Here is a 22,727-nt window from a genome sequence, read left to right as displayed (position 1 = left end):
CATGCGAGATGTGACGCCGGCGCTCCCCGAGGGCCTCACCACCCGCCCCCTGGCGAGGAGCGACTCCCGCGCGGTCTCCGACGTGATCGCGGCCCAGGAGCTCGAGGACATCGGGCAGGTCGCGATCGAGGAGGCCGACATCGTCAGCGACTGGGCCAAGCCCAGCCACGACGTCACCTCGCGCTCGGTCGGTGTCTTCGACGGCGACGCCCTGGTCGCGTACGCCGAGCTGATGGGCGTCGACCGCGCCGACACCGCCGTGCTGCCCTCCCACCGCGGTCGCGGCATCGGCACGTGGCTGGCCCACTGGCTCCTCGACCTCGGCCGCAGCATCGGCTCGCCCGTCGTCGGGATGCCCGTCCCGCAGGGCTCGCCCGGCGACCGGCTGCTGGAGCAGCTCGGCTTCCGCGTCCGGTGGACGAGCTGGGTGCTCCGGCTGCCCGAGGGCGCCGCCATCCCGGAGCGCGCGCTGCCGGAGGGCTACGTCGTACGCACTGCCGGGCCCGAGGACCTGCGGCCCGCCCACGACGTCCTCGAGGACGCCTTCCTGGAGTGGTCGGTGCGCGACCGCGAGCCGTTCGAGGACTTCCTGGCCGCGACGAGCGGGCGACCCGGCTTCGAGCCGTGGAACCTGCGCGTGGCCGTCGACCCCGACGGCGCGGTGGTCGGCGTCTCGCTGGTGCTGGTCTCCGACGACGGCGCCACCGGCTTCGTCCAGCGGCTCGCGGTGCGGCGCGACCAGCGCAACCGCGGGATTGCCCAGGCGCTGCTGGTCGACTCGTTCGCCCGGGCCCGCGAGCACGGCACGCGCACGTCCGAGCTGAGCACCGACTCGCGCACGGGGGCCCTGCCGATGTACGAGCGGGTCGGGATGGTCGTCGACCACGTCTGGGTCAATCGCGCGATGGACCTGACCTGACCCGCGGAAAGCGTGAGAGGCGTCCGTCGGGCACCGCAGATTCCGTCAAAACGCCGCGGTCTAGACAGCCCGTTCATCCCTCAGACCTCTCCTAGTTCTGTGCCGTTGATGGCATTAGCATCGAGCGACACCGTTCGGGCGGTGACACGGCGAGGGCGTGGGGCCCTTGTCTCGCATCTGTGGGGGTTTGACGTGCAAGAACTACGTGCATTGGTCGTCGAGGACGATCCGGACATCTCGTCAGCGCTGGTGGAGACACTGGAGGGGGCCGGCTTCCGGGTCACGACGGCACTCGACGGACGGCAGGCCGTGAGCGCTGCGGCCGCCGACCCGCCCGACCTGGTCACGCTCGACCTGACGCTGCCGCACATGGACGGCATCGAGGTGTGCCGCCGCATCCGTGAGACCAGCGACTGCTACATCGTCATCGTGTCGGCGCGGTCCGACGAGGTCGACAAGCTCATCGGCCTCGAGGTCGGGGCGGACGACTTCGTCCTCAAGCCGTTCTCGCCGCGCGAGCTGCGCGCCCGCGTGGCCGCGCTGTTCAGGCGGCCGCGGACCGCGACGGGGGCCGAGGAGTCGCCCAGCGGCCGCGGCCCGCAGGTCCCGAGCCCGGCCCAGCCGGTCGACGAGCCGACCACCATCTCCGCGGGGGCGGGGCTGGTGATCAACTCCGCGCGGCGCGAGGTGCAGGTCGACGGCACGATCGTGGAGCTGACGCGCATCGAGTACGACGTCCTGGAGTACCTCGCGACCCACCTGTCGCGGGTCTGCACCCGCGAGGAGATGGTGCTCGCGATCTGGAGCAGCGCGCTCACCCACGACCACCACCTGGTGGACGTGCACGTGGCCAACCTGCGCGGCAAGCTGCGCCGGCACTCCGACGCCACCTGGATCCACACGATCCGCGGCATCGGCTACCGGATGGACCGCGAGGGCGAGGACCAGCAGGACCGTCGTGCCGGCGGAGGGCCCTACCTCGTCGCCCGGATCGACTCGGAGGACTGGGCGCGAGGCCTGGACTTCTGACCGGCTCCTGAGCGCTCCGACCGGCTCCTGTCCCCCTCATCGGGGGGTGCTTCGGCCGGAACGACCGCCATCCCCACCTGCGGCCGCCTAGCATCGGCGGCAGGTGGGGAGATCGACCGTGCCAGCCCGGTTTCAGGCCGGACCCGGCAGGGTAGGCGAACGGTCAACTGGGGAGCAGACGGATGATGAACGCACGGACAGCCGTGGTCGTCGAGGACGACCACGACGTCGGCGACGCCATCTCCAAGCTGCTCGACCAGGCCGGCTTCGACGTGACCGTGGCGCGGACCGGGACCGAGGCGCTCACGGTCGTCGCCGACGTACGACCCGACCTGGTCACGCTCGACCTCACCCTGCCCGACATCGACGGCGTGGAGGTCTGCCGGCAGATCCGCACGGTCAGCGACTGCTACGTGATGGTCGTCAGCGGTCGCACCGGTGAGGTCGACCGGCTCATCGGGCTCGAGGTCGGCGCCGACGACTACCTCGTCAAGCCGTTCTCGATGCGCGAGCTGCAGGCGCGGGTGGCCGCCCTGTTCCGGCGCCCGCGCAGCAGCGAGCCCGCTCCCTCGGCGGCCGCCGCGCTCGCGGCCGACCCCGTCCCCGTCCCCGCCGCGGACCCGACCAGCTCGGAGGGCTGCAGCGACCTGACCCTCAACCGCGGGTCGCGCGAGGTGCTGGTGTCGGGCCGGGAGATCGACCTGACGCGCACCGAGTTCGACCTGCTGGCCCACCTGGTCGGCCGCCCCGGCGTCGTCGTCCCGCGCCACGAGCTGATGCGGGCGGTGTGGGCGAGCGACTTCGTCCCCGACAGCACCCACGTCGTCGACGTCCACCTGGCCAACCTGCGCCGCAAGCTGCGCGCCGCCGCCGACGGCAACCAGTGGATCCGCACCATCCGGGGCGTCGGCTTCCGGTTCGACCCCTGCTGCCCCTGACCCGCGCGCGTTCGGGGCCGCGATCTCTCCTGAGAGTTGACCCTGACTCTGGTGAACCGAGGCCTCAACTTCGGCAAACCGCAGTACCTTGAGCGCATGGTCATTCGAGTCGCGCTGGTCAACGACGACGAGGTCGTCGTCCGCGGCCTCGACGCGATGATGCGCAGCTACGGCCACCGCGTCGAGGTGGTCGAGCTGGTCGCGGGCAAGCCGGTCGCCCAACCGGTCGACGTCGCCCTCTACGACACCTTCGGGATGGGTCAGGGCAACGGGCCCGCCGTGCGCCACCTCGTCGAGAGCCCGCAGGTGCGCTCCGTCGCCGTCTACACGTGGAACTTCCAGCCGTGGCTGACCCGCGACACCCTCAGCCAGGGCGTCCGCGGCTATCTCTCCAAGAGCCTGCCGGCCTCGCGCCTCGTCGACGCCGTCACCGCGATCTCGTCGGGCCAGCTCGTGGTCTCGCCGTCGCGAGGACGCTCGCCGCTCGTCGGTGGCGACTGGCCCGGGCGCGAGGAGGGCCTGACCGCGCGCGAGGCAGAGGTGCTGTCGCTGATCACGATGGGCCTGAGCAACCAGGAGATCGCCGAGCGCACCCTGCTGTCGCTCAACTCGATCAAGTCCTACATCCGCTCCGCCTACCGCAAGATCGGCGTCGACTCCCGCTCGCGCGCGGTGCTGTGGGGTGTGGAGCACGGCATGCGCGCCGACCGGGTGCGCATCAACGGCTCGCCCGCGCGCGACGCCTGAGCCGTACGCCGTCCTCCCCGGGCCGGCTGCGCGCTTTGGGGACCGGGCGCCCGAGCGCCGTACCCTCCTCCCCGTGACACAGCAGCAACGCCCCGTCGTCGACGGCATCGACCCCGACGACCTCGCCACGACCGTGCGGGTGCTGCAGCAGCTCCACCACCTGCCCGGCGACCACCCCGACCACGTGCGGGTGAAGCGCGCCGCGTCGCACATGTACAAGTCGATCAAGGCCGAGCGCAAGCTGCAGAAGCGGGCCGCGGAGCTGGCGCACGACCGTGCCGTCACCGAGCTCACCGCCACCGGCTCGCCGGCGCGCATCGACGACGAGACGTCCGGCATCCCCCTCGTCTCGAGCGCGCCCGGGGCCTTCGCGGGCGAGCTGATCAACGCGCGCGGCTGCTACATCTGCAAGCAGGACTTCACGCTCGTCGACGCGTTCTACCACTGGCTCTGCCCGTCGTGCGCGGCGATGAGCCACGCCAAGCGCGACCAGCGCACCGACCTCACCGGCAAGCGGGCGCTGCTGACCGGCGGGCGCGCGAAGATCGGGATGTACATCGCGCTGCGCCTGCTCCGCGACGGCGCGCACACCACGATCACCACGCGCTTCCCCAAGGACGCGGTGCGCCGCTTCAGCTCGTTGCCCGACAGCGACCAGTGGATCGACCGGCTTAAGGTCGTCGGCATCGACCTGCGCGACCCCACGCAGGTCATCTCGCTCGCCGACGACGTCGCGGCGGCCGGCCCGCTCGACATCCTCATCAACAACGCGTGCCAGACCGTGCGTCGTACGCCCGGGGCCTACGCGCCGCTCGTGGAGGCCGAGTCGCTCCCCCTCCCGGCCGACTCGGTGCCCGAGCTGGTGACCTTCGACCGGATCTCCGAGGCCCACCCGGCCGCGATCGCCGGCGCCCTGGCCCCGACTCCCGTCGCCCACCACGAGGGTGAGTCGATCGAGCACGCGATGGCGGTGCACAACGCCGCCACCCTCACCGCGCTCGCCCTCAAGGCCGGGCACGCCTCCCTCGACGCCCACCTCGCCGGCACCGCCGTCGACGCCGGCGGCCTGCTGCCCGACGTCCAGGCGACCAACTCGTGGACCCAGACCGTCGGCGAGGTCGACCCGCTGGAGCTGCTCGAGGTGCAGCTGTGCAACTCGATCGCGCCGTTCCTGCTGGTCTCGCGGCTGCGCCCGGCCCTCGCGGCCGCGGCGTCGGCAGCGACCTCGGGGCGGGCGTACGTCGTCAACGTCTCGGCGATGGAGGGCCAGTTCTCCCGTCGCTACAAGGGCCCCGGCCACCCGCACACCAACATGGCCAAGGCCGCGCTCAACATGATGACGCGCACCTCGTCGGGCGAGATGTTCGAGACCGACGGCATCCTGATGACCGCCGTCGACACCGGCTGGATCACCGACGAGCGCCCCCACCACGAGAAGCTGCGGATCGCCGCAGAGGGCTGGCACGCCCCGCTCGACCTCGTGGACGGGGCCGCCCGCGTCTACGACCCCATCGTGCTCGGCGAGGGCGGCACCGACCTCTTCGGCTGCTTCGTGAAGGACTACCAGCCCTCTCCCTGGTGATGCGCGGCGGTCAGCCTGACGTGAGGCGCACCCGCGGGCCGATGAGCTGCATGCCGCTCTGCAGCCCGCGCGCGTAGGTCAGCTCGACGCCCTTGGTGGCGGCCACGCCCGGCTCGTCCATCCGCACCAGCATCACCAGCTGCTGGGCCGGGGTCCCGCCGGTGCGGAGCCGCGTCCCCTCCCGGACTGGCTCGGCGTCCGGGCAAGACTGCTCGAAGCTGCGCTGCCCGGAGAGCATCCCCAGCTGCGGCTCCGGCTGTCCCGGTCGCTGGGTGCAGACGAAGAACTCATAGCTCGCCCCCGCGGTGTCGTTGCGCACCCTGGGCGCGACCGACTCGATGACGACGGACTCTCCAGCGCCCGTCCCGCTGTACGTGATGCCGATCGCCATGAAGTCCCTCCCCTCGCGCAGCGGACCGGACCACGCGTTGCCGGCATCGGGGAAGACGCTGGGGTGCGTGTGCCAGTGCCAGGCGTAGGCCCCGCCGCCCACCAGCAGCGCGGCGGCTGCCAGCGCGCCGGCCACTCGTGCCGCGTCATGCCTGCCGCGCCGCCGTGCCCCCATGTCGTACCCCCGTGTCCCGAGCCGGTGTCGAGGCCATCGTGGCACCAGCGCCGCACGCGCGGCGCCGATCGGGCGTGGACGCGCGGACAGAAGTGCCGTCCGGTCGGCCCGGCCACGCTCAGCCCGACCGCGCCGGGCGAGTTGTGTCCGCGCGCCTGCGGTCCCCTAATGGTTGACTCGGCGCCATGAGCCAGCTCGAGACCGCCGAAGAGTTCCACGCCCGGGTCGCGGCCGCGACCGACGCCGAGGGCCGGCTGCCCGTGTCCATCGAGGCGATGCCGGGGTGGGACATCTTCCCGTTCGAGCTCGACGGCCTGCGGATCAAGCAGCTCGAGCCGCTGCAGGACGCCGAGCCGCCCCGCGCGGGCGAGGACCCCGCGGACTGCTTCTGCCGGCAGCCGATGCCGCCCGAGCAGGCCGCCCGGGTCGCATGGCGCAACGACCGCTGGCTGCTCGCTGCGCTCGACATGAAGCTGCCCGTGTCCCTGATCCTGCGGCCGGTCGAGCACTTCGACATCGCCGACCTGCCCGACGACATGGCCGCCGAGATGGGTGTGCTGATGGTGCGGGTCGCCGCCGCGGTCGAGGAGCTGCCGAGCGTCGGTCGCTGCCACATCGGTCGCTACGGCGACGGCGGCGCCCACGCCCACCCGTTCTTCTTCGGCCGCCCCGCCCGGATGGGGCAGCTCCGCGGGTCCTGCCTGCTCGACTGGGAGGAGAACCTCCCCGCTGTGCCCGACGACGTACGCCTCGCCAACGCCGGCCACGTCGGGCGCCGCCTCGTCGAGCGGGCGGGCGGGCACGGACCGGCCTGGGAGGCGTGATCCCGCGTCCGCCGCACGGATCCGGCGCCAGCTCGGGCAGGCGTCAGGACGCCGCGTCGCCGGCGATGTTGACCATCCAGCTGATGCCGTAGCGGTCCTTGAAGGACCCGAAGACGTCGCCCCACGGCTGCTTGTCGAGCGGGGTCGTGACGGCCTGGGCGCCCTCGCTGAGCGCATCGAACCACCGCCTCATCTTCTCCTCGTCGTCGCCGGCGATGCTGACCGAGACGTTGTCGCCGAAGGTGACCTGGACGAACTCGGGTGGCGCGTCGGCGCCCATCAGCGTGAAGCCGTCGGGCGTCTCGAGCTGGCCGTGCATGACCTGGTCGCCGAGGGGTCCCTCGGTGCCCATGTCGCCGAAGGTCATGAAGGTGGGCTCGCCGCCGAGCACCGAGGCGTAGAACTCCAGCGCCTCACGGGCCTGGCCGTCGGCGAAGTTGAGGTAGGGGTTGAGCAGGACGGACATCGCGGGCTCCTCCCGGCGAAGCGTGGTCGATGGACCATCCAACCTAGTGACGAGTCGAGGTCCCGGGAAGGGACGAGCAGACACACGACGCCCCGGACGAGCGTGTCGTCCGGGGCGCCGGTGCGGGGGTGCGCGGGGTCAGCAGGGTCAGCGGCTGGAGTAGGGCGTGTAGTAGTCCGTGTGACGACCGCGGGAGTCGTCGTTCCAGTCGTCCTTGTCGTAGTCCGGGGCGGACTTGATCTCGTCCTTGCTGAGGTTGACCATCACCGTCCTGCCGTCGTGGTCGATCCCGGTGACGGTGCCGGCGGGGATCAGGCGCTTCTTGCCGAAGATCCAGAAGCCGGTGTCCACGACGAGCCACTGGCCCGTGGCCTCGCTGCTGGCCTCGTCGATCTTCCCGATCGATCCGTCGCTCGCCTCGACGTCGTAGCCGACGAGGTCACTGTCCTGGCTCCACGTGGTGTCGCGGTAGCTCCACACGGTGTCACTCATGGTTCCTCCCAGGGTTCGGTGAGTACCTGGTGATCGACGTAACCACCGCGCCGACGGACCGGGCACACCCATGGGGCGGTGTGACACGCGGTTACCGCCTCTCGGGTGCGTCCGCAGGGGTACGCCGACCGCGTCCGTCAGTCCTGCACCGGCCGCTCCCAGTGGCGCAGGGCCGCGCACTGCGCGAGGAAGCCGGCCACGGTGCCCGCAGTGAGCTCGGGGCACCCGTCATCCGGCGTGACCCCGGCCGCGTCGAGCAGCGGCTGGGCGTCGGCCGACCAGGCGAGGAACTTCTGGTGGGCGAAGGCGTCGTCGACGAAGTCGCGGGCCGTCTTGCGCCCGGCGAGCTCCTGCGCCCCCTCGGCGGACGGCACGACCGCCACGGCGTCGAACAGCACCGAGGGCGCGCCGACGACCGCGTGGTCGGGCACCAGCTTGCGCCCGCCCTTGAGCTTGAGCGGCCCGGCGGCAGGGGCGACGTACTCGACGAGGGCGCCGGCACCGGTGAACGCGTCCTCGATCGCCTTGACGAGCGCACCGTCGGACCCGGCGGTGACCAGCACGCCGAGCTTGCGGCCGGCGAAGGAGTCCGGGCCGTTGCGCAGGATGCTGAGGGCGGCCGACTCGGGCAGGTCGGTGCGCGGCTCGATCGCGGCGGGGTTGGCCTCCGGCAGCGGCATGCCGAGCTCGTCGGCGACGCCCTGCGCGAGGTCCTCGTGGACGTTTCGGAGGTTGCCGAGCATCCGGGTGCGGATGGCCGGATCCTCGCACTTGCCGAGCTCGAAGCCGTACGCCGCCACGATGTGCTGCTGCTCGACGTCGGTCTGGCTGATCCAGAACTGGCGGGCTTGGCTGTAGTGGTCGGCGAAGGTCTCCGAGCGGACGCGGCGCACCTGCCCGGCCTCCTCGCGCGGCACGCTCGTGTAGCCGTTGTCGACGTCGGCGCGCGGGCCGCGCTCGTCGCCGCCGAGGGAGTTGGGCTCGTAGTTGGCGCGTCCCTCCTGCCGCGACATCTGCATGTGGCCGTCGCGCTGGAAGTGCGCGACCGGGCAGCGCGGCGCGTTGATCGGGATCTGCGTGAAGTTGGTGCTGCCGAGCCGCTTGAGCTGGGTGTCGAGGTAGGAGAAGTTGCGCCCCTGCAGCAGCGGGTCGTCGCTGAAGTCGATGCCGGGCACGACGTTCTGCGTCATGAAGGCGACCTGCTCGGTCTCGGCGAAGACGTTGCTCGCCACCCGGTCCAGGGTCAGCCGGGCGATGACCCGCACCGGCACCTGCTCCTCGGGGATGAGCTTGGTCGCGTCGAGCACGTCGAACTCGAACTCCTCGGCGAACGCCTCGTCGAAGACCTGCACGCCGAGGTCCCACTGCGGGAAGTCGCCGGCCTCGATGGCGGCGTAGAGGTCGCGGCGGTGGAAGTCGGGGTCGGCGCCGTTGATCTTCACCGCCTCGTTCCACACCACCGACTGCATGCCCTGGCGCGGCTTCCAGTGGAACTTCACGAAGGTCGACTCGCCGTCGGCGTTGACGAAGCGGAACGTGTGGACACCGAAGCCCTCCATGAAGCGGAACGAGCGCGGAATGGTGCGGTCCGACATCTGCCACAGGGTCATGTGGGTCGACTCGGGCATCAGCGAGATGAAGTCCCAGAAGGTGTCGTGGGCGCTCTGCGCCTGCGGCCAGCCGCGGTCCTGCTCCTCCTTGACCGCGTGGACGAGGTCGGGGAACTTCATCGCGTCCTGGATGAAGAAGACCGGGATGTTGTTGCCGACGAGGTCCCAGTTGCCCTCCTCGGTGTAGAGCTTCACCGCGAAGCCGCGCACGTCGCGGGCGAGGTCGGGGGAGCCGAGGTTGCCGGCGACGGTCGAGAACCGGACGAAGGCCTCCGTGCGCTTGCCCTTGCGCGCGAACGGCGCCGCGCGGGTGAGGTCGGTGACCGGGTCGACGCACTCGAGGTAGCCGTGGGCGCCGTAGCCACGGGCGTGGACCACGCGCTCGGGGATCCGCTCGTGGTCGAAGTGGAAGATCTTCTCCCGCATCGCGAAGTCCTCGAGCAGGGTCGGGCCCCGCTCGCCGGCCCGCAGCGAGTTCTGGTCGTCGCTCATCGGCACGCCCTGGGCGGTGGTCATCACCTCACCCTTGGCGGGCGCCTGGTGGAGCTCGCCACCCTCGCCGATCCGGTCGTTCGAGGTGGTCGTCCTGCGCGCCATGGGCACGTCCTTCCGAGGGGTCGTCGCGGTCCCCTCGACGCTAGGCGCGACGACCGCCGACCGGCTCACCCCGCAGGACCCCCGACCTCCGTAGGCGCCCGGACGGGTGGTCCCGGCAGGGCGTCAGTCCGTGCCGCTGTGCCCGCGCAGCAGGTCGCCGAAGGGCGTCACGTCGGCCTCGACCTGGGTCCCGGACGTACGACGCGGGCGCGCGGCGAGGTCGGGCGCGAACCCGCCGACGCCGTAGCCGCCCTGGCTCAGGACCAGCGCGGCGAGCTCAGCCGCGGCGCGGGTGATCCGGTCCGACAGCCCGTGGCTGCCGAAGTCCTCGGTCGCGGCGAAGATCGAGGTCGGTACGACGACCGCGCGGAGGTAGGCGAAGAGCGGCCGCAGCGCGTGGTCGAGCACGAGCGAGTGCCGGGCGCTGCCGGCGGCCGCGGCGATCAGAACGGGCGTACCGGCCAGCGCGTCCTTGTCGAGGGCGTCGAAGAACATCTTGAACAGCCCGCTGTAGCTGCCGTTGAAGACCGGGGTCACCACGATGAGACCGTCGGCCGCCGCGACCTGCTCGCGCAGCTCGGTCAGCCGCGGGGTCGGGATGCCGCCGGTGACCATGAAGGTCGCCAGCTCGCCGGCGACCTCGCGCAGCTCGATGAAGTCGATCTCCGCGGCCTCGCCGCGGGCGGTGACCTGCGCGGTGGTCGCCTCGGCGAGCTGGTCGGCCAGCAGCCGGGTGGACGACGGGACGGTCAGTCCCGCCGTCACCACGACGATGCGACGACTCATGCGCGTACTCGCTTCGCTCCGTGCGCGCATGAGGCACAGGGGACGCTGTGTCTGATGATTCGCTCGCTCCGCTCGCTCATGCGCCCACCTGCGCGGCCTGCTCGGCCTGGAGCTCCTCGACGCGCGCCCGGGCGGGCTCGACGAGGTGGTGCGGGGCGTCGGGACCGGCCGCCACGAGGGAGGCGTGGGTGGGCGGGTCGCTCGGCACGTGGGCCGGCCGACGGCGCTCGAACTCCGTGCGCAGCACCGGCACGACCTCGGTGCCGAGCATCTCGATCTGCTCGAGCACCAGCGACGTCGGCAGGCCGGCGTGGTCCATCAGGAACATCTGGCGCTGGTAGTCACCGACGTAGTCGGCGAAGCCGAGGGTGCGCTCGATGACCTGCTCGGGGGTGCCGACGGTCAGCGGCGTCATCTGCGAGAAGTCCTCCAGCGACGGGCCGTGGCCGTAGACCGGGGCGTTGTCGAAGTAGGGCCGGAAGACGCGCTTGGCCTCGGCCTCCGTGGAGGCCATGAAGGCCTGCCCGCCCAGGCCGACGTAGGCCTGGTCGGCCGCGCCGTGGCCGTAGAACTCGAAGCGCTGGCGGTAGAGGCGCACCATCTGCTCGGTGTGCTCCTTGTTCCAGAAGATGTGGTTGTGGAAGAAGCCGTCACCGTAGTAGGCCGCCTGCTCGGCGATCTCGGTGCTGCGGATCGACCCGTGCCAGACGAAGGGCGGCGTGCCGTCGAGCGGCGCCGGCGTCGAGGTGTAGCCCTGCAGCGGCGTGCGGAACTGGCCCTGCCAGTTGACGACCGGCTCGCGCCAGAGCTTGCGCAGCAGGTGGTAGTTCTCGACCGCGAGCTTGATGCCGTCGCGGATGTCCTTGCCGAACCAGGGGTAGACCGGACCGGTGTTGCCGCGGCCCATCATCAGGTCGACGCGACCGCCGGAGAGGTGCTGCAGGAACGCGTAGTCCTCGGCGATCTTGACCGGGTCGTTGGTGGTGATCAGCGTGGTGCTGGTCGACAGCAGCAGCTTCTCGGTCTGCGCGGCGATGAAGCCGAGGTGGGTCGTCGGCGAGGACACGACGAACGGCGGGTTGTGGTGCTCGCCGGTCGCGAAGACGTCGAGACCGACCTCCTCGGCCTTGAGGGCGTACTGCGTCATCGCCGAGATGCGCTCGGCCTCGGACGGGGTGCGTCCGGTGGTCGGGTCCGTCGTGACGTCTCCGACGCTGAAGATGCCGAACTGCATGAGCTCCTCCTGGACTAGGTCCAACCGGGTGGTTGAAGTTTGTATCATCTCCAACGGGGCTGCCGGGCCCAGTATTCCGCGCATCCGCCGGACACCGAGCACCGTCCCGCCCTAGTCTCCGCTGCCATGCGTGCCGCGACCCTCGGATCCCTGACCGCCGCCACCAGCCTGGCGCTCCTCGCCCCGTTCGCCCCCGCCACCGCGGGTGCCGCCGCACCGGCCGACTTCCGGGCCGACGCCTGCCGGGACGCGGACCACGCCGGCCTCGCGTCCGACTCCGCCACCCGGACGACCGTGCTGAGCGAGCGGGTCGAGGGACTCCGGACGATCACCGTCACCGCCGAGCGGCTCAGCTATGCCAACGGGGCCCGCTGCGACCTGGTCTGGGTGGACGGCCGCCTGGCGTTCGGGCAGGACCTGAAGGGCTACCAGGCGAGCGTGGGCGACATGGGCGACCTGGTCGTCGCGGGCACCGCGCAGGGCGAGGTCGAGCACCGCGGGATCTCGACCGCGGTCGGCGGGACCCCGCCGTCGCACGAGCTGGACCGGGAGGTCCTGGGCGCGATCGTCTACACCCCCACCGACTCCGGCACCCTGCCCGAGCTCCCCGGGCTGCCGGCCGAGTGGCAGGGCCAGCCCTACACGTTCACCCACACCCGCACCACCGCCGAGGCGACCTTCCGGGCGCGGGTGGGCCGGCGGGAGTCGTTCACGGTCACGCCGGCCACCCGGGCCGCCGCGGCACGGCGGCTCGAGCGCGACCTGCGGATCGCCACGTCCGCGGCCGACCGTCGTGACGCGCGCCGGACCCACCGGCTCGCGCTGCGCGGCGTACGCCTGGTGATGAAGCCGTTCACCGCACGCTGGAGCGGCGAGCTCCCGGGCTGAGGGACGCCGGGTCGCGACGCGCCCGGCGGAATGCCTGCCGCGATCGGCGTGTTGGGAGGGGCACCATCGAAGGCACCGGGCCTCCGTCAGTCGCGAGAGGAGCGACGATGACCGACTTCACCCCCTTCGAGGACCTGCTCCGCGGACACGCGGGCCTGCTCGAGGACACCACCCACGACCGCTGGCTGCGCGCGCAGGCGCTCTTCGAGGAGCGCGCCTACCGCGAGGCCGCCGTCCTGCTGACCGAGCTGCTCGACGACCCGGGGGACGTCGGCCACGAGCTGACCGACGTACGGCTGCTGCTCGCCCGCTCGCTCTTCCACTCGGCCCAGCTCGACGGCACGATCCGGGTCGCCACCGAGCTCCTCGAGCACGACCCCAACGAGCCCTACGCCCACCTGCTGCTCGGCCGCGCCCTGCAGCGCAAGGGCCGCCGCGACGAGGCCCAGCCGCACCTGCGGCTGGCCGAGCTCCTCGGCGGCTACCGCAGCTGAGCCGGGCGGCTGGCGCCTCGGCCGGCCGGCCCTTGCCGCCCCGCCCGCTGGACGCGTACCCGCCGGGCGCGCGCCTGGGGGATGTCGTACGACGTCCTCCGGGCGCGGGCGCGAAGGCTCGGTGAACACTCGGTCCCGCGACGCTCCTGGGGGCGACAGGGCCGGTACGACGGCCCACCCTGAGGTCGTGACCAGCTATGGCGACCACCCCGGCCCCCTGGCCATCGCGCACCGCGGCGGCATGGCGCTGGCCCCCGAGAACACGCTGGCCGCCTTCGGGCGGGCCACCTCCCTCGGACTGACCCACCTCGAGACCGACGTCCGCACCACCCGTGACGGTCACGTCGTGTGCTTCCACGACCCGACGCTGCGGCGCGTCACCGGCCACCCCGGCCGGGTCGCCGACCTCGACCTCGCGGAGCTGCGCCGGCTGCGCGTCGGCGGGACCGACCGGGTCCCGACGCTGACCGAGGCGATGGCGACGTTCCCCGAGGCCAGGTTCGCCATCGACCTCAAGGACGAGGCCGCGATCGGCGCGACGGCGCGGCTGCTGCGGGCCAACCCCGGGTGGGCGCGACGGGTCCTGGTGGCGGGTGCGTGGTCCCGCTGGCTGGACCGGCTCCGGGCCGAGGCGCCCGGGGTGACGACGGCGCTCGGCTGGCGCTCGCTGACGACGCTCGTCGCGTGCTCACGCGGCGGCGTACGTCCTCCCGGGCTGCGGGTCGACCCCGTCGCCGGCGGCGGCTTCGCGCACGTGCCGATGCGGCTCGGCCGCCTGCCCGTGCACTCGGAGCGGGTGATCCGGCGCGCCCACGAGCTCGGGATCCGGGTGGTCGTGTGGACGGTCGACGACCCGACCACCATGCGCGCACTGCTCGACATGGGCGTCGACGGCATCATCACCGACCGTCCCGACGTGCTGCGCGAGGTGCTGATCAGCCGCGGCCAGTGGGTGCGCCCGAGCGGCGTACGACCGGTGGTCCCGCCGGCCGCGCCGGTGGGTGCCGGCTAGGACCGGCTCACCCGGACGTCAGACGCGCTCGAGGACCTCGCCGGCCAGGCCGTGCGAGACGGCCCAGAGCACTGCCTGGCTGCGGCTCTGCACGCCGGTCTTGCGGTAGGCGCTGCGGATGTAGGACTTCACCGAGTTGAGCGAGATCTGCATCTGCCGGGCGATGTCGTCGTTGCTCTTGCCGGTCGCGATGTGGGCCAGCGTCTCGCGCTCGCGGGCGGTGAGGAAGTCCACCTGGGTGGTCGAGCGGAGGTCCTTGGTCGGGAGCACCGGCAGCAGCGGCGCGACGACCGTCTCGCCGTGGTGGATGGCACGCAGGGCGCGACCGAGCTGCTGGGCGTTGAGGCTCTTGGCGAGGTAGCCGGTGACGCCGTCGCCCAGGGGCTCGTGGGCGAGCCCCGGCTGGTGGTTCCAGGTGTAGACGGCCACCCGGCGGATGTAGGGGTCGCTCACCGCGCGCTGCAGCGTGGTGTCGCCGCGGGCGGTGCCGAAGGTCTCGACCAGCGCGATGTCGACGGGCAGGCGGGAGCGGTCCTTGATGGTGCCGAGCTCGAAGCCGCCGAGCGTCCTGAGCATGCTGTCGAGGCCTCGCCTCACGAGCTCGTCGCCGCCGAGCAGCGCGACACGGATGTCCGTGCTGGTCATCTGGGGGTCCTCAGGGTCGTCCGGGAGCGATGGAACCTCCTCCGCTCGACGACCCCCCGACCGTCAACCGGGACAGTAACCCGGGGCGGTGCCGGGCAGTCGCATCGGTGCGGGCGGCACGACATTTTCCACCCCCTCGGGTGGGCCTGGTCTTGTCACTGATACCCCCTAGGGGTATCTTGGAAGCATGAGCGAGCAGCACGGACACCTCGAGGGCAACGACGAAGCGGTCCAGGCCCACCTCAAGCGCCTGCGCCGGATCGAGGGGCAGGTCCGCGGCATCCAACGGATGGTCGAGGAGGAGAAGTACTGCATCGACATCCTGACCCAGGTGTCGGCCGCCACCAAGGCGCTGCAGGCCCTCGCGCTCTCGCTGCTCGACGACCACATGGCGCACTGCCTCGTCGACGCCGCCCGCCAGGGCGGCGAGGAGCAGGAGCTCAAGCTCAAGGAGGCGTCCGAGGCGATCGCCCGCCTCGTCCGATCCTGATCTCGATCCGCCGCCCCGCATCACCCACCAGACCCATGAGGAGCACCCCATGAGCGAGACCACCACCTACACCGTCACCGGGATGACCTGCGGCCACTGCGCCGCCTCGGTCACCGAGGAGATCTCCGAGATCACCGGCGTCGAGGGCGTCGACGTCGTCGTCGAGACCGGAGCCGTCACCGTCACCAGCGCCACGCCCCTCGACGAGTCGACCGTCCGCGCGGCGGTCGAGGAGGCCGGCTACGCGCTCGCGTAGCCCCGCCCCGGTCCACCGCTGACCCCGCCCACCCCTGTCCTTCCAGCCACCCCTGACCCCGAGGACCCGTCCATGAGCACGCCGTTGCGCGTCGTCGCCTTCGTCGCCGCCCTCGCCACCGCGTTCGCGCTGGCGTGGGGCGGGGGCCGGCTCGTCGGTCCCCTCGACACCGAGCCGGTCGCCGCCCACGACGGGGCGGAGGCCCACGACGGGGCGGCCGGCGACGCGCACTCCGCCGAGGACGGCGACGACGCCGGCGCCCACGGCTCCGCTGTCGCCGAGGCGACCGGCCTCACGGCCCGGGCCGACGGCTTCACGCTCGCCCTCACCGACCGCACGCCGGCCGCGGGTCGCACCACGCTGTCCTTCCAGGTCCTGTCGTCCAGCGGCCGCCCCCTGCTCGACTACACGCGCGAGCACGAGAAGGACCTGCACCTCATCGTCGTACGACGCGACCTGACCGGCTTCCAGCACGTGCACCCGCGACTCGACGTCGAGACCGGCACGTGGTCGGTGCCCGTGCGGCTCACCCCGGGCGTGTGGCGCGTCGTCGCCGACTTCACCCCCGAGGGCTGGGAGGGCATCACGCTCGCGGACGACGTGTCCGTGGCCGGCGACTTCACCCCCGCGGCCCTCCCCGCCGACGACCGGACCGCGCGTGTCGAGACCGACGCCGGCACCTACACCGTCTCCCTGGAGGGCGACACCGCACCGGGGGCGTCGACCGTGCTGACCACGCGCATCGAGCTCGACGGCGAGCCGGTCACCGACCTCGAGCCCTACCTCGGCGCCTACGGCCACCTGGTCGCGATGCGCGCCGGCGACCTCGGCTACCTGCACGTCCACCCCGAGGAGGGCCCGGCCGGTCCGGGCATCGACTTCGCGACGGCCTTCCCCGAGCCGGCGACGTACCGCCTGTTCCTCGACTTCAAGCACCGCGGCGCGGTGCACACGGCGGCCTTCACCGTCGACGCGAGCGGAGCCCCCGCGGCCGACGGCGCCGACGACGCCCAGGAAGACGACCACTCAGAGGAGGGCGAGGAGCATGGCCACTGAGTCCCTCACCAGCGACGTCGAGCTCGCGATCACCGGCATGACCTGCGCCTCGTGCGCCAACCGCATCGAGCGCAAGCTCAACAAGCTCGACGGCGTCACCGCCACGGTCAACTACGCGACCGAGAAGGCGAAGGTCTCCTACCCCGGCACCGTCTCCACCGACGACCTGCTCCGCACGGTCGAGGCAGCGGGCTACGCCGCCGCGCTCCCGACGCCGCCGTCCGCGGACGACGGTCCCGGCGATCCCGTCGAGCACGACCCGCTGCTGCAGCGGCTGCTGGTGAGCGCCGTGCTCAGCGTCCCGGTCGTCGCGATGGCGATGGTCCCGGCCTGGCAGTTCACGTACTGGCAGTGGGCCTCGCTCGCGCTGGCCGCCCCCGTCGTCGTGTGGGGCGCGCTGCCCTTCCACCGCGCCGCCTGGACCAACCTGCGGCACGGCGCGACGACGATGGACACCCTGGTCTCGGTGGGCGTGCTGGCCGCGTTCGGCTGGTCGCTGTGGGCGCTGTTCCTCGGCACCGCCGGCGAGCCCGGGATGACGCACCCGTTCCGCATCGCGATCGACCGCACCGACGGCGCGGGCAACATCTACCTCGAGGCCGCGGCAGGCGTGACGACGTTCATCCTCGCCGGCCGCTGGCTCGAGCACCGGTCCAAGCGGCGCGCGGGCGCGGCGCTGCGGGCGCTGCTGGAGCTCGGCGCGCGCGACGTGGCCGTGCTGCGCGACGGGGCCGAGGTCCGGATCCCGGTCGACCAGCTCGCGGTGGGCGACGAGTTCGTCGTACGTCCCGGGGAGAAGGTCGCCACCGACGGCGAGGTCGTCGAGGGCAGCTCGGCGGTCGACGCCTCGATGCTCACCGGCGAGTCGGTGCCGGTGGAGGTGCGCCCCGGCGACGCCGTCGTGGGCGCCACCGTCAACGCCGGCGGACGGCTCGTCGTGCGCGCCACCCGCGTCGGTGCCGACACCCAGCTCGCGCAGATGGCGCGGCTGGTCGAGGACGCCCAGAACGGCAAGGCCGAGGTGCAGCGCCTCGCCGACCGCGTGTCCGGGATCTTCGTGCCGATCGTCATCGGCCTGTCCGTCGCGACCCTGGGCTTCTGGCTCGGCGCCGGGGAGGGGGCCACCGCGGCCTTCACCGCCGCCGTCGCCGTCCTCATCATCGCCTGCCCGTGCGCGCTCGGACTGGCCACGCCGACCGCGCTGATGGTCGGCACCGGACGCGGCGCCCAGCTCGGCATCCTGATCAAGGGCCCCGAGGTCCTCGAGTCCACCCGCCACGTCGACACCATCGTGCTCGACAAGACCGGCACCGTGACCACCGGCGAGATGACCGTCCACGACGTCGTGGCCGCCGAGGGCGAGTCCGCCGACGACGTACGACGCGTCGCCGCCGCCCTCGAGTCGGCCTCGGAGCACCCGATCGGCCGGGCCATCGCCGCCGTCGAGGGTCCGCTGCCCGCGGTCGAGGACTTCGCCAACCGCGAGGGCCTCGGCGTGCAGGGAGTCGTCGAGGGACGCGCCGTCGTCGTCGGCCGCCCCAGCCTGCTCGCCGACTGGGCCCAGCACCTGCCCCCGTCCCTCGTCGCCGCCGTCGAGCGCGCCCAGGGTGAGGGCCGCACCGCCGTGGCCGTCGGCTGGGACGGCCGGGCGCGCGGCGTCATCGTGGTCGGCGACACCGTCAAGCCCACCTCCGCCCAGGCGGTCGCCGCGCTGCGCGAGCTCGGCCTCACCCCGGTGCTGCTCACCGGCGACAACGAGGCCGCGGCCCGCCACGTCGCCGCCCAGGTCGGCATCGACACCGTCGTGGCCGACGTGCTGCCCGCCGACAAGGTCGCCGAGGTGCAGCGCCTCCAGGCCGCCGGCAAGGTCGTGGCGATGGTGGGCGACGGCGTCAACGACGCAGCAGCGCTCGCCCAGGCCGACCTCGGCCTCTCGATGGGCACGGGCACCGACGTCGCCATCGAGGCCGGCGACCTGACCCTCGTGCGCGGCGACCTGCTCGTCGCGGTCGACGCGATCCGGCTCTCCCGCCGCACCCTCGGCACGATCAAGGGCAACCTGTTCTGGGCCTTCGCCTACAACGTCGCGGCGCTCCCCCTCGCCGCCGCCGGCCTCCTCAACCCGATGCTCGCCGGTGCCGCGATGGCCTTCTCCAGCGTCTTCGTGGTGACCAACAGCCTCCGGCTCCGCGGGTTCCGCTCGTCGATCGCCTGAGCTCTGCTCCCCCCTTGCTGGCCGGGGAGCGGTGTGTGAGCCGCGTTCTCGGCGCTCAGAACGCGCCTCACGCACCGCCCACCCGCGCGCCGTACGACGACACGCCCGGGAGCGGTGAGTGAGGCGGCTTTTGGCCGCCCGGAACCCGCCTGACGCACCGCCCACCCGCGCGCCGAGGAGCGGTGTGTGAGCCGCCTTTTCGGCGCTCAGAACGCGCCTCATGCACCGCCCACCCGCGCGCCGTACGACGACACCCCCAGCAGCGGTGAGTGAGGCGGCTTTTGGCCGCCCGGAACCCGCCTGACGCACCGCCCACCCGCGCGCCGAGGAGCGGTGTGTGAGCCGCCTCTGCGTCGCTCAGAACGCGCCTCACGCACCGCCCACCCGCGCGCCGTACGACGACACCCCCAGCAGCGGTGAGTGAGGCGGCTTTTGGCCGCCCGGAACCCGCCTGACGCACCGCCCACCCGCGCGCCGAGGAGCGGTGTGTGAGCCGCCTTTTCGACGCTCAGAACGCGTCTCACGCACCGCCCACCCGCGCGCCGTACGACGACACGCCCGGGGGCGGTGCCCCAGCCGCATTCGCGCGGCCAGGAATGCGGCTCAGCCACCGCCCGAGGCCGCGCCCGAGGCCGCTCCAGGCCGCCCCGCAGCGGCCGACGCCGTGAACACAACCCGTGAACACAAGGTGCACAACGGTGACCCGAGGCCGTCGCGTGGGGAGTGTGACCGGCGACACACCCCCCGATGAAGGAGCTGCCATGCACCGGCGCATCCCCCTGGCCACCCTTGCCTGCCTGTCGATGTTGACGCTCGCCGCGTGCGGCGGCGGCGACGCGGACCCGGCCGCCTACCCCGAGGACGACATCACCCTGGTGGTGCCGTTCGCCGCGGGCGGACCGACCGACACCGTCACCCGTCTGATCGCCGAGCCGATGGCCGAGGAGCTCGGCGCCGAGATCATCGTGCAGAACGTGGAGGGCGCCGGCGGCACCGTCGCGGCCGGCCAGGTCGCCGAGGCCGACGGCAACGGCTACGAGGTCCTGATCCACCACATCGGCATGTCCACGGCCCCCGGCCTCTACCCGGACCTGGCCTACGACCCGCTCGAGGACTTCAAGACCGTCGGCCTCGTCACCGACGTGCCGATGACGATCGTCGCCCGCAAGGACTTCGAGCCCGAGAACCTCGAGGAGCTCGCGACCTACGTCGAGGAGAACGCCGACACGGTCACCCTCGCCAACGCCGGCGTCGGCGCGGCCTCGCAGCTGTGCGGCCTCCTCATCGAGCAGCAGCTCGGGGTGGACCTCACCGAGGTGCCCTACGACGGCACCGGCCCGGCGCTGACCGACCTCGTCGGCGGCCAGGTCGACTTCATGTGCGACCAGACCACCAACACCGCCGCCCAGATCCAGTCCGGCGACATCAAGGCGTACGCCGTCACCACGCCCGAGCCGATCGAGGCGCTGCCCGACCTGCCGACGACGGCCGACGAGGGCTGGACCGACGTCGAGGTCGGCGTGTGGCACGGGCTCTACGTCCCGGCCGAGACGCCCGACGAGATCGTCGAGAAGCTGACCGGCGCGCTCGAGGTGGCGCTCCAGGACCAGAACGTCATCGACAGCATGGCCGACCTCGGCACCACGCCGGCCCCGGCCGAGGACGTCACCCCCGACGCCCACACGGCCAAGCTGCAGGAGCAGATCGACCTCTGGACCCCGATCATCGAGGAGTCCGGAGTCACCGGCGGATGAGCACCGAGAGTGGCGTCGCGCACGGCGCCGGGCACCGCCCGGCGCCGTTCCGGCCCGACCTCTACGCGGGGGCGGCGTTCATCGTCCTCGGCCTCGCGTTCGCGATCGCCGGCTCGCGGTACGACGTCGGCTCGGCGCTGCGGATGGGCTCGGGCTACGTCCCGCTGGCACTCGGCGCCCTGCTGGCCGTCCTCGGGCTGCTCGTCGTCGCCATGGCGTTCCGCGGGGGCGACCCCGCGATCCGCGACGTGCAGCGGGAGCCCGTCCCGTGGCGTCGTGGCGGCCTGCTGGTGGGGGCGGTCATGTTCTTCGGGTTCTTCGTCTCCGGCCTCGGCCTCGCCCCGACCCTGTTCGTGACGACCTTCATCGCCGCGCTGGCCGGGCACGGCACCAGTCCGCTCAAGGCGGCGCTGACCTCCGCCGGGATCACCGCCCTGTGCCTGGTCGTCTTCGTGGCCCTGCTCCGGCTGCGGCTGCCGCTGCTCGGCGAGTGGTTGGGAGGCTGACGTGGACGGCATCCTCCTCGGCCTCGAGACCGCGCTCCAGCCGAGCAACATCCTGATCTGCCTGCTGGGCGTCACCCTCGGCACCGCGGTCGGCGTGCTGCCCGGCATCGGGCCGACCGCGACGGTCGCCCTGCTGCTGCCGATCACGTTCGAGTTCGACGCGGTCGCGTCGCTGATCATGCTCGCCGGCATCTACTACGGCGCGCAGTACGGCGGCTCGACGACGGCCATCCTGCTCAACCTGCCGGGCGAGTCGTCATCGGTGGTGACGGCCCTCGACGGCCACCAGATGGCCAGGCAGGGGCGGGCCGGACCGGCCCTGGCGACGGCGGCCCTCGGGTCGTTCTTCGCCGGCACGGTGGGCACGATCGTGCTCGCCGCGTTCGCGCCACCACTGGCGCAGCTGGCGCTGAAGTTCGGCCCGGCGGACTACTTCGCCGTGGTCGTCCTCGGCCTGATCGCCAGCATCGCGCTCGCCAGCGGGTCGACGGTCAAGGCGCTCGCCATGATCGTGCTCGGCCTGCTGCTGGGCACGATCGGGCAGGACCAGTTCACCGGCGTCCCGCGCTTCACCTTCGGGGTGCGCGAGCTCTACGAGGGCCTGGACTTCGTCTCGCTCGCGGTCGGCCTCTTCGGCCTCGCGGAGATCATCCGCAACCTCGAGTCGCGCCATTCCGCCTCCATCGTGACCCGCAAGGTCGAGGGCCTGTGGCTGAAGAAAGACGACTTCCGCCGCATCACCAAGCCGGTCCTGCGCGGCACCGCCCTCGGGTCGGTGCTCGGCGTGCTGCCGGGCGGCGGGCACGTCCTGGCCAGCTTCACGTCGTACTCGGTCGAGAAGAACCTGTCGAAGGACCCGAAGAAGTTCGGCACCGGCGTCATCGAGGGCGTCGCGGCGCCGGAGTCGGCCAACAACGCGGCGGCGCAGACGTCGTTCATCCCGCTGCTGTCGCTCGGCCTGCCGGCGCACCCGGTGATGGCGCTGCTCGTCGGCGCCTTCATCATCCAGGGCATCACCCCCGGCCCCAACGTCATCAACGACGAGCCCGAGCTGGTCTGGGGCCTGATCGCGTCGATGTGGGTGGGCAACCTGCTGCTGGTGATGCTCAACCTGCCGCTCATCGGCATCTGGGTGAAGATGCTGGCGGTGCCCTACGAGGTGATGTTCCCCGCGATCATCGCCTTCGCCTCGATCGGCTGCTACTCCCTCAATCTCAACGCCTGGGACGTCTTCGCGATCGCGGGGGCCGGGGTGGTCGGCTACTTCCTGATCCGGTGGGGCTGCGAGGCCGCACCGCTGCTGCTCGGCTTCGTGCTCGGGCCGCTGCTGGAGGAGAACCTGCGCCGGGCGATGATCATCAGCCGCGGCGACCCGACGGTCTTCGCGACCCGGCCGATCTCGGCGTCGCTGCTGGCGCTGGCGGCGGTGATCATCGTCATCGCGGTGCTCCCGTCCGTACGCCGCAAGCGCGAGGTCGTCTTCCAGGGCGAGGACGACTGAGCCGATCCACCCCGCCCCACCGAGCGGTGCGTGAGGGGGGTTCCCGCTGGACGGAATCCCCCTCCCGCACCGCTCGCGTGCGTGTCGGCGTACGCGGCGCCGGCGGGCGGTGCGCGAGGAG

At 72.4% G+C, this 22,727-nt stretch carries 23 protein-coding genes; 16 read left to right on the top strand and 7 right to left on the bottom strand.

Annotated elements, in window-relative coordinates:
- Position 1: 1 nt before the first annotated feature.
- The 5 genes from NCI01_RS01855 to NCI01_RS01835 all read left to right on the top strand — a co-directional run bounded on the left by NCI01_RS01855 (position 2) and on the right by NCI01_RS01835 (position 5,215).
- Positions 2-919, top strand: a complete 918-nt coding sequence (locus NCI01_RS01855; protein ID WP_254179762.1) for a GNAT family N-acetyltransferase — start codon at positions 2-4, stop codon at positions 917-919.
- A gap of 192 nt (positions 920-1,111) precedes the next feature.
- The gene (locus NCI01_RS01850; protein WP_372495059.1) at positions 1,112-1,948 is read left to right on the top strand and encodes a response regulator transcription factor; all 837 of its coding nucleotides are present in this window, start codon (positions 1,112-1,114) and stop codon (positions 1,946-1,948) included.
- A 185-nt stretch (positions 1,949-2,133) separates the two neighbouring features.
- Positions 2,134-2,886 carry a response regulator transcription factor gene (locus NCI01_RS01845; RefSeq protein WP_254179760.1) on the top strand — a complete coding sequence of 251 codons (753 nt, stop codon included), beginning with the start codon at positions 2,134-2,136 and terminating at the stop codon, positions 2,884-2,886.
- A 96-nt stretch (positions 2,887-2,982) separates the two neighbouring features.
- Positions 2,983-3,633 (top strand): response regulator transcription factor, encoded by a 651-nt coding sequence (locus NCI01_RS01840; protein ID WP_254179759.1) that lies wholly within the window; start codon positions 2,983-2,985, stop codon positions 3,631-3,633.
- 73 nt (positions 3,634-3,706) lie between these two features.
- Positions 3,707-5,215: an SDR family NAD(P)-dependent oxidoreductase gene (locus NCI01_RS01835; RefSeq protein ID WP_254179758.1), complete on the top strand. Its 1,509-nt coding sequence runs from the start codon at positions 3,707-3,709 to the stop codon at positions 5,213-5,215.
- A gap of 10 nt (positions 5,216-5,225) precedes the next feature.
- Here NCI01_RS01835 and NCI01_RS01830 read toward each other — a convergent pair whose 3' ends face one another.
- Positions 5,226-5,741, bottom strand: a complete 516-nt coding sequence (locus NCI01_RS01830) for a hypothetical protein (protein ID WP_254179757.1) — start codon at positions 5,739-5,741, stop codon at positions 5,226-5,228.
- Positions 5,742-5,965: 224 nt separating this feature from the next.
- Here NCI01_RS01830 and NCI01_RS01825 point away from each other — a divergent pair, with 224 nt between their 5' ends.
- On the top strand, positions 5,966-6,604 hold the full coding sequence (locus NCI01_RS01825) for an HIT family protein (RefSeq protein ID WP_254179756.1): 639 nt from the start codon (positions 5,966-5,968) through the stop codon (positions 6,602-6,604).
- A 43-nt stretch (positions 6,605-6,647) separates the two neighbouring features.
- Here the strand turns inward: NCI01_RS01825 and NCI01_RS01820 are convergent, their stop codons facing one another.
- From NCI01_RS01820 to NCI01_RS01800, 5 genes are all read right to left on the bottom strand, one after another.
- A complete protein-coding gene (locus NCI01_RS01820; protein WP_254179755.1) occupies positions 6,648-7,070 on the bottom strand; it encodes a VOC family protein in 423 nt (140 codons plus the stop codon).
- 147 nt (positions 7,071-7,217) lie between these two features.
- Positions 7,218-7,562, bottom strand: a complete 345-nt coding sequence (locus NCI01_RS01815; protein ID WP_254179754.1) for a PRC-barrel domain-containing protein — start codon at positions 7,560-7,562, stop codon at positions 7,218-7,220.
- A gap of 137 nt (positions 7,563-7,699) precedes the next feature.
- Positions 7,700-9,769 (bottom strand): catalase, encoded by a 2,070-nt coding sequence (locus NCI01_RS01810; RefSeq protein ID WP_302181427.1) that lies wholly within the window; start codon positions 9,767-9,769, stop codon positions 7,700-7,702.
- Between the two features lie 123 nt (positions 9,770-9,892).
- Positions 9,893-10,555: an FMN reductase gene (locus NCI01_RS01805; RefSeq protein WP_254179753.1), complete on the bottom strand. Its 663-nt coding sequence runs from the start codon at positions 10,553-10,555 to the stop codon at positions 9,893-9,895.
- Positions 10,556-10,631: 76 nt separating this feature from the next.
- Positions 10,632-11,789: an LLM class flavin-dependent oxidoreductase gene (locus NCI01_RS01800; RefSeq protein WP_254179752.1), complete on the bottom strand. Its 1,158-nt coding sequence runs from the start codon at positions 11,787-11,789 to the stop codon at positions 10,632-10,634.
- A 126-nt stretch (positions 11,790-11,915) separates the two neighbouring features.
- Between NCI01_RS01800 and NCI01_RS01795 the strand changes: the two genes are divergently transcribed.
- The 3 genes from NCI01_RS01795 (at position 11,916) to NCI01_RS01785 (ending at position 14,183) form a co-directional block, all read left to right on the top strand.
- Positions 11,916-12,677, top strand: coding sequence for a hypothetical protein (locus NCI01_RS01795; protein ID WP_254179751.1), 762 nt, complete (start codon positions 11,916-11,918; stop codon positions 12,675-12,677).
- A 107-nt stretch (positions 12,678-12,784) separates the two neighbouring features.
- The gene (locus NCI01_RS01790; protein WP_254179750.1) at positions 12,785-13,171 is read left to right on the top strand and encodes a tetratricopeptide repeat protein; all 387 of its coding nucleotides are present in this window, start codon (positions 12,785-12,787) and stop codon (positions 13,169-13,171) included.
- 187 nt (positions 13,172-13,358) lie between these two features.
- Complete coding sequence (locus NCI01_RS01785) at positions 13,359-14,183, top strand: glycerophosphodiester phosphodiesterase family protein (RefSeq protein WP_254179749.1); 825 nt, start codon at positions 13,359-13,361, stop codon at positions 14,181-14,183.
- A gap of 18 nt (positions 14,184-14,201) precedes the next feature.
- On the opposite strand, the gene NCI01_RS01780 is transcribed toward NCI01_RS01785, so the two are convergent.
- A complete protein-coding gene (locus NCI01_RS01780) occupies positions 14,202-14,828 on the bottom strand; it encodes a helix-turn-helix transcriptional regulator (RefSeq protein WP_254179748.1) in 627 nt (208 codons plus the stop codon).
- A gap of 187 nt (positions 14,829-15,015) precedes the next feature.
- Between NCI01_RS01780 and NCI01_RS01775 the strand changes: the two genes are divergently transcribed.
- From NCI01_RS01775 to NCI01_RS01745, 7 genes are all read left to right on the top strand, one after another.
- Complete coding sequence (locus NCI01_RS01775; RefSeq protein WP_056603504.1) at positions 15,016-15,318, top strand: metal-sensitive transcriptional regulator; 303 nt, start codon at positions 15,016-15,018, stop codon at positions 15,316-15,318.
- A gap of 49 nt (positions 15,319-15,367) precedes the next feature.
- Complete coding sequence (locus tag NCI01_RS01770) at positions 15,368-15,574, top strand: cation transporter (RefSeq protein ID WP_254179747.1); 207 nt, start codon at positions 15,368-15,370, stop codon at positions 15,572-15,574.
- 72 nt (positions 15,575-15,646) lie between these two features.
- Entirely contained in the window at positions 15,647-16,630 is a 984-nt protein-coding gene (locus tag NCI01_RS01765; RefSeq protein ID WP_254179746.1) for a DUF8832 domain-containing protein, read from the top strand.
- Positions 16,620-18,845: a heavy metal translocating P-type ATPase gene (locus NCI01_RS01760; RefSeq protein ID WP_254179745.1), complete on the top strand. Its 2,226-nt coding sequence runs from the start codon at positions 16,620-16,622 to the stop codon at positions 18,843-18,845. The genes NCI01_RS01765 and NCI01_RS01760 overlap by 11 nt, the downstream gene beginning before the upstream one ends.
- A 761-nt stretch (positions 18,846-19,606) precedes the next feature.
- Positions 19,607-20,599 (top strand): tripartite tricarboxylate transporter substrate-binding protein, encoded by a 993-nt coding sequence (locus tag NCI01_RS01755; RefSeq protein ID WP_254179744.1) that lies wholly within the window; start codon positions 19,607-19,609, stop codon positions 20,597-20,599.
- On the top strand, positions 20,596-21,105 hold the full coding sequence (locus NCI01_RS01750) for a tripartite tricarboxylate transporter TctB family protein (RefSeq protein ID WP_254179743.1): 510 nt from the start codon (positions 20,596-20,598) through the stop codon (positions 21,103-21,105). The genes NCI01_RS01755 and NCI01_RS01750 overlap by 4 nt, the downstream gene beginning before the upstream one ends.
- A gap of 1 nt (position 21,106) precedes the next feature.
- On the top strand, positions 21,107-22,606 hold the full coding sequence (locus tag NCI01_RS01745; RefSeq protein ID WP_254179742.1) for a tripartite tricarboxylate transporter permease: 1,500 nt from the start codon (positions 21,107-21,109) through the stop codon (positions 22,604-22,606).
- The last annotated feature ends 121 nt before the right edge of the window (positions 22,607-22,727 follow it).

Origin of the sequence: Nocardioides pinisoli (assembly GCF_024199985.1) — a bacterium.
Classification (GTDB): domain Bacteria; phylum Actinomycetota; class Actinomycetes; order Propionibacteriales; family Nocardioidaceae; genus Nocardioides; species Nocardioides pinisoli.
This window is presented reverse-complemented; position numbering and strand designations above follow the sequence as displayed.